We start from the raw sequence: 5,463 nt of genomic DNA, 5'->3' as shown, positions 1-5,463 counted from the left end.
TCACCGTCGACTGGCTCGACGGCGTGTTGCTGGTGGCGCTGTTCCGCGAGCCGCCCGAGGGCCAGCTGGCGGAGCTCGAAGCGATGCTGATGGCGCTGGCCGAACGCCCGCAGTGGACCGGCCAGGCCATCCTGCTGCAGCACCGCTACCTGCCGGACAGCCCTGGCCAGTGGCTGTGGGGCGAGCCGTGCCAGCAGCGCGAGGTGGTCGAGGATGGCCTGAAGTACCTGCTCGACCTGGGCGTGCGCCAGAACAACGGCCTGTTCCTCGACATGCGCTATGGCCGACGCTGGGTACGCGAGCAGGCGGCCGGCAAGCGCGTACTCAACCTGTTCGCCTACACCTGCGGCTTTTCGGTGGCGGCGATCGCCGGCGGCGCCGAGCAGGTGGTCAACCTGGACATGGCCAAGTCGGCGCTGTCCCGGGGCCGCGACAATCACCGACTCAACGGCCATGACGCCTCGCGGGTCGCGTACCTGGGGCATGAGCTGTTCAAGTCATGGGGCAAGGTGCGCAAGTACGGGCCGTATGACCTGATCATCATCGACCCGCCGACCTTCCAGCGCGGCAGCTTCGTGCTGACCCAGGACTACGCCAAGATCCTTCGGCGTTTGCCGGAGTTGTTGACTGAAGGCGGTACGGTGCTGGCCTGCGTCAACGATCCGGGGATCGGGCCGCAGTTTCTCATCGAGGGGATGGCCGAGCAGGCGCCGGGGCTGGTGTTTGTCGAGCGGCTTAAGAATCCGCCGGAGTTTCCGGATGCGGATCCGGAGGGTGGCCTGAAGGCGCTGGTGTTCCGCCAGCAGGCCTGACCCGGCGAAGGGCGGTTACTTGTTGGTATAGATCTGGTCGAACACGCCACCGTCATTGAAGTGGGTCTTCTGCACGGTGCGCCAGTCGCCGAAGGTTTTTTCAACGGACAGGAAGTCGACTTTCGGGAAGCGGTCGGTGTACTTGGCCAGCACGGTGGCGTCACGCGGGCGCAGGTAGTTGTTGGCGGCGATTTCCTGAGCCTCGGGCGACCACAGATACTTCAGGTATTCCTCGGCCACGGCCTGGGTGCCTTTCTTGGCTACCACCTTGTCCACCACGCTCACCGGCGGCTCGGCCTCGGCCGACACACTCGGGTAGATCACTTCGAACTGGTCGCGGCCGAACTCGCGGGCGATCATCTCGGCCTCGTTCTCGAAGGTCACCAGCACGTCGCCGATCTGGTTGGTCATGAAGGTGGTGGTGGCGGCGCGGCCACCGGTGTCCAGGACCGGCGCCTGCTTGAACAGCTTGCCGACGAAGTCGCGGGCCTTGGTTTCGTCACCGCCCTGCTTGAGCACGTAGCCCCAGGCCGAGAGGTAGGTGTAGCGGCCGTTACCCGAGGTCTTGGGGTTGGGCACGATCACCTGCACGCCGTCCTTGAGCAGGTCCGGCCAGTCCTTCAGCGCCTTGGGGTTGCCCTTGCGCACGATGAACACGGTGGCCGAGGTGAACGGCGCGCTGTTGTTCGGCAGGCGGCTCACCCAGTTGTCCGGCACCAGCTTGCCGTTGTCGGCCAGGGCGTTGATGTCGGTGGCCATGTTCATGGTGATCACGTCGGCCGGCAGGCCATCGATCACCGCGCGCGCCTGCTTGCTCGAGCCGCCGAAGGACATCTGCACATTGACCTTCTCCTTGTGCTCGGCCTCCCAGTGCTTCTGGAACGCCGGGTTGTAGTCCTTGTAGAAGTCGCGCATCACGTCGTAGGAGACGTTGAGCAGGGTCGGGGCGGCCTGGGCGAGGTTGCCCAGGGCCAGGCCCGCGGCGAGCAGCGAGGCGCTGAAGAGTTTTTTCACTGGGGGCATTCCTTGTTCTGATTCAAAGGGTTGGCGATATGCCAGCGACTATAGCGTTTGGCGCTTTGGTCGCTAAAGATCAAATGGCTCTTTGCTTATGCTTGCCCCGCCTTGGGACGCTGCCTATTGCTTTGGAAACAACGCATTGCCACAGCGCGAACAGAACGCCGCGCCATGCTCGTGGTGGTGCTTGGCGCAGGTCGGGCAGTCATGCTGCAACTGCTCGCCACGCAGGGCATTGGCCAGTTCGGCGGTGAAGATGCCGGTGGGCACGGCAATGATCGAGTAACCGGTGATCATCACCAGCGACGACAGCACCTGCCCCAGCGGCGTCTTCGGCACGATATCGCCGAAGCCTACCGTGGTCAGGGTGACAATGGCCCAGTAGATGCCCTTGGGAATGCTGGTAAAGCCGTGCTCCGGCCCTTCGATCACGTACATCAGCGTGCCGAACACCGTGACCAGGGTCGACACGCTGACCAGGAACACGATGATCTTCTGCTTGCTGCCTTGCAGCGCCGCCAGCAGGTAGTGGGCCTGCTTCAGATAGGGGCTGAGCTTGAGCACGCGGAAGATCCGCAGCATGCGGATCACCCGGATGATCAGCAGGTACTGGGCGTCGCTGTAGTACAGGGCGATGATCCCCGGCACGATCGCCAGCAGGTCGACCAGCCCGTAGAAGCTGAAGGCATAGCGCAGCGGCTTGGGCGAGCAGTATAGGCGGGTGATGTACTCGGCGAGGAAGATCGCCGTGAAACCCCACTCGATGCCGGCCAGCAGCCCGGCGTAGTTCTGGTGAACATCGTCGATGCTGTCGAGAATCACCGTGACCAGGCTGGCGAGGATGATCAGCAGGAGGATCTTGTCGAAGCGTCTTCCAGCGACGGTGTCGGTCTGGAAGACGATGACGTAGAGCCGCTCGCGCAGGCTCGAAGGGTTGTCCATGGGCGCGTTCCATTGTGCGAATGGGCAGAGCCTAGGGGCTGTGTTTCAGCTGTGCAAGCGAGGCGCGTTACGGCGCTGGTTGAGCTGGGCCAGGTGGTTGCCCAGGTGCATCAGCCAGCAGGCGGTGACGAACGGCGCGGTCAGCCCGGCGAGCGGTAGCAGGTTGAACAGTGGCTGTAGCAGCAAGGCACAGGCGATGGCGAGCAAGGTCACCCAGGGTTTCTCGCCCTGGCGGCTGAAGGCCAGCGCGGCCAGTGCCGCATTGAAGCCATAAAGCCCCAACCAGGCCCCTTGCGCTTCACCGGCCAGCAGCGCGACCCCGCCGCCGATGGCCGAGCCGATCACCGCCCAGGTGGCGGCATAGGGGTTGGCGAAGTACATGCCGATGACGATCAGCAGGCCGGCCATGGGCTTGCCGAGCAGGAAGATCTGCCCCACGCCGCGCAGCAGGGCATACACAGGGTCTGCCTCGACATAGCCGTTGGCCGACGGCTCGGCCAGCAGCAGGGTGGCCCAGCCTAGCAGCACGAAGGGCGCGGTGTAGGCGATCAGCAGCTTGCCGCCACGCTTGCGCCACTGGTGGGTGAGCATGCTCGACAGGCCGCCGGCGGCGATGATCAGCGGCGGCAGGATCGCCGACCAGGGCAGCACGGCGCTGATCAGGATGCCGATCAGCACGCCGTTGTAGCAATACAGCCCGGCCTGGCGGTCGGCGCGTTCGTAGCCGCGGCGCTGGGCGGTGAGCAGGCCGGCGAGGGCGCCAAGCAGGGCACCGCCGACCAGGTTCGGAGCGGTCAGCAGGATGGCCAGCAGGCAGCACAGGCCGCACAGGGGATTGCGCAGCAGCAGCACCTGGCTGAAGCCGTTGAGCAAGGCCGTGGCCCAGTCCGGGCACGGGTTGACGAAATTCTTGGTGTACATGGGCAGTCGGTAAAGTGGGTGGGGGAGCGGTGGGCCTCTTTGGGCCTCGGGTTATCCGCAGTTCTGTTGCATCGGTGTACGGGGAGGGCTGCGCCCTCCTTTCGCGACACAAGGCCGCTCCCACAGGGATCGTGTGTTCAGGCCTGGGTGTGATCCCTGTGGGAGCGGCCTTGTGTCGCGAAAGGGGCGCACAGCGCCCCCGGCGATCTCAGACCAAGGTCTCGATGCGCAGCGTATTAGTCGAACCCGGCTTGCCGAAAGGCACACCGGCGGTGATCAGCAGCGTGTCGCCACGGCTGGCCATGCCTTGCGCCTGGGCGATCTCCAGCGCCGTGGAGACCACCTCGTCGACCTGGCGCAGGCGGTCGTTGACCACCGAGTGCACGCCCCAGGTCACGCTCAGGCGGCGCGCGGTGTTGAGGTTCGGCGTCAGGTTGAGGATCGGCGCCCGTGGCCGCTCGCGGGCGGCGCGCAGGGTCGAGGCCCCCGACTCGCTGTAGTTGACCAGCACCGCCACCGGCAGGATGCCGCTGATACGGCGGATCGCGCAGCTGATGGCATCGGATACCGTGGCTTCGGCCTTGGGCCGGCCGACGTCGAGCTGGGCCTGGTAGTCCGGGCCGTTCTCCACCTGGCGGATGATCTTGCTCATCATCTGCACCGCTTCCAGCGGGTAGTCGCCCGAGGCGGTCTCGGCCGACAGCATCACAGCATCCGCGCCTTCGGCCACGGCGTTGGCCACGTCGGTAACTTCGGCGCGGGTCGGGGCCGGGGAGAAGCGCATCGATTCAAGCATCTGCGTGGCCACCACCACCGGCTTGCCCAGCTGACGGCAGGTATTGATGATGCCCTTCTGGATCTGCGGCACGCTCTCGGCCGGCACTTCCACGCCGAGGTCGCCACGGGCGACCATGATCGCGTCGGACAGCTCGGCAATGGCCTGCAACTGCTCGACCGCCGAGGGCTTCTCGATCTTGGCCATCAGGTAGGCGCGCTCACCGATCAGCTGGCGGGCCTCGACGATGTCCTCAGGGCGCTGGACGAACGACAGCGCCACCCAGTCCACGCCAAGCTCCAGGCCGAAGGCCAGGTCGCGGCGGTCCTTTTCGGTCAGCGGGGAGAGGTCCAGCACCGCCTGGGGCACGTTGACGCCCTTGCGGTCGGACAACTCGCCACCGGCCAGCACTTCGGTGTCGATGGCGTCGCCGTGCTTGGCGGTGACGCGCAGGCGCAGCTTGCCGTCATCGAGCAGCAGGTCCATGCCCGGCTCCAGCGCGGCGATGATCTCCGGGTGCGGGAGGTTGACCCGGCGGCTGTCGCCCGGGGTCTTGTCCAGGTCCAGGCGCAGGGCCTGGCCGCGTTGCAGCTGGACCTTGCCGTCGGCGAAGCGGCCGACCCGCAGCTTCGGCCCCTGCAGGTCCATGAGGATGCCCAGCGGGTAGTTGAGCTGCTGCTCGACTTCGCGGATCCACTGGTAGCGCAGGGCGTGGTCGGCGTGCTCGCCGTGGCTGAAGTTGAGGCGGAAGATGTTCACCCCGGCCTCGACCAGTTGGCGGATGTCATCGATGCCTTTGATCGCAGGCCCGAGGGTGGCGAGGATTTTGACTTTTTTATCAGGCGTCATGATTGCGGAGTCTCGAGGATCAGGATGGCACGGAAGTCGTTGACGTTGGTGCGGGTCGGCTCGGTGACGATCAGCGCGTCGAGGGCGGCGAAGTAGCCATAGCCGTTGTTGTTGTCCAGCTCATCGCTGGCCGACAGGCCCAGGGCC

Annotated in this window: 6 protein-coding genes; 1 reads left to right on the top strand and 5 read right to left on the bottom strand. The window is 65.7% G+C overall.

Going from position 1 to position 5,463, the window contains the following annotated elements:
- On the top strand, positions 1–812 hold an 812-nt coding region (locus CC207_RS20000), incomplete at its 5' end, for a class I SAM-dependent methyltransferase (RefSeq protein ID WP_088852640.1).
- Positions 813–827: 15 nt separating this feature from the next.
- On the opposite strand, the gene CC207_RS19995 is transcribed toward CC207_RS20000, so the two are convergent.
- The 5 genes from CC207_RS19995 to CC207_RS27870 form a co-directional block, all read right to left on the bottom strand.
- Complete coding sequence (locus CC207_RS19995; protein WP_028692830.1) at positions 828–1,826, bottom strand: sulfate ABC transporter substrate-binding protein; 999 nt, start codon at positions 1,824–1,826, stop codon at positions 828–830.
- A 123-nt stretch (positions 1,827–1,949) separates the two neighbouring features.
- Complete coding sequence (locus tag CC207_RS19990) at positions 1,950–2,771, bottom strand: ion transporter (protein ID WP_028692831.1); 822 nt, start codon at positions 2,769–2,771, stop codon at positions 1,950–1,952.
- A 45-nt stretch (positions 2,772–2,816) separates the two neighbouring features.
- Positions 2,817–3,692, bottom strand: coding sequence for an urea transporter (locus CC207_RS19985; protein ID WP_088852639.1), 876 nt, complete (start codon positions 3,690–3,692; stop codon positions 2,817–2,819).
- A gap of 208 nt (positions 3,693–3,900) precedes the next feature.
- Positions 3,901–5,316, bottom strand: coding sequence for a pyruvate kinase (gene pyk, locus CC207_RS19980; RefSeq protein ID WP_028692833.1), 1,416 nt, complete (start codon positions 5,314–5,316; stop codon positions 3,901–3,903).
- Positions 5,313–5,463, bottom strand: a 151-nt coding sequence (locus CC207_RS27870; RefSeq protein WP_305880226.1) for an MOFRL family protein, incomplete at its 5' end; no start/stop codon positions are given. The genes pyk and CC207_RS27870, both read right to left, overlap by 4 nt.

Origin of the sequence: Pseudomonas sp. DrBHI1 (assembly GCF_002205115.1) — a bacterium.
GTDB lineage: Bacteria > Pseudomonadota > Gammaproteobacteria > Pseudomonadales > Pseudomonadaceae > Aquipseudomonas > Aquipseudomonas mosselii.
Note: the sequence above shows the minus strand (reverse complement) of the source record. Positions and strands in the feature narration are given on the sequence as shown.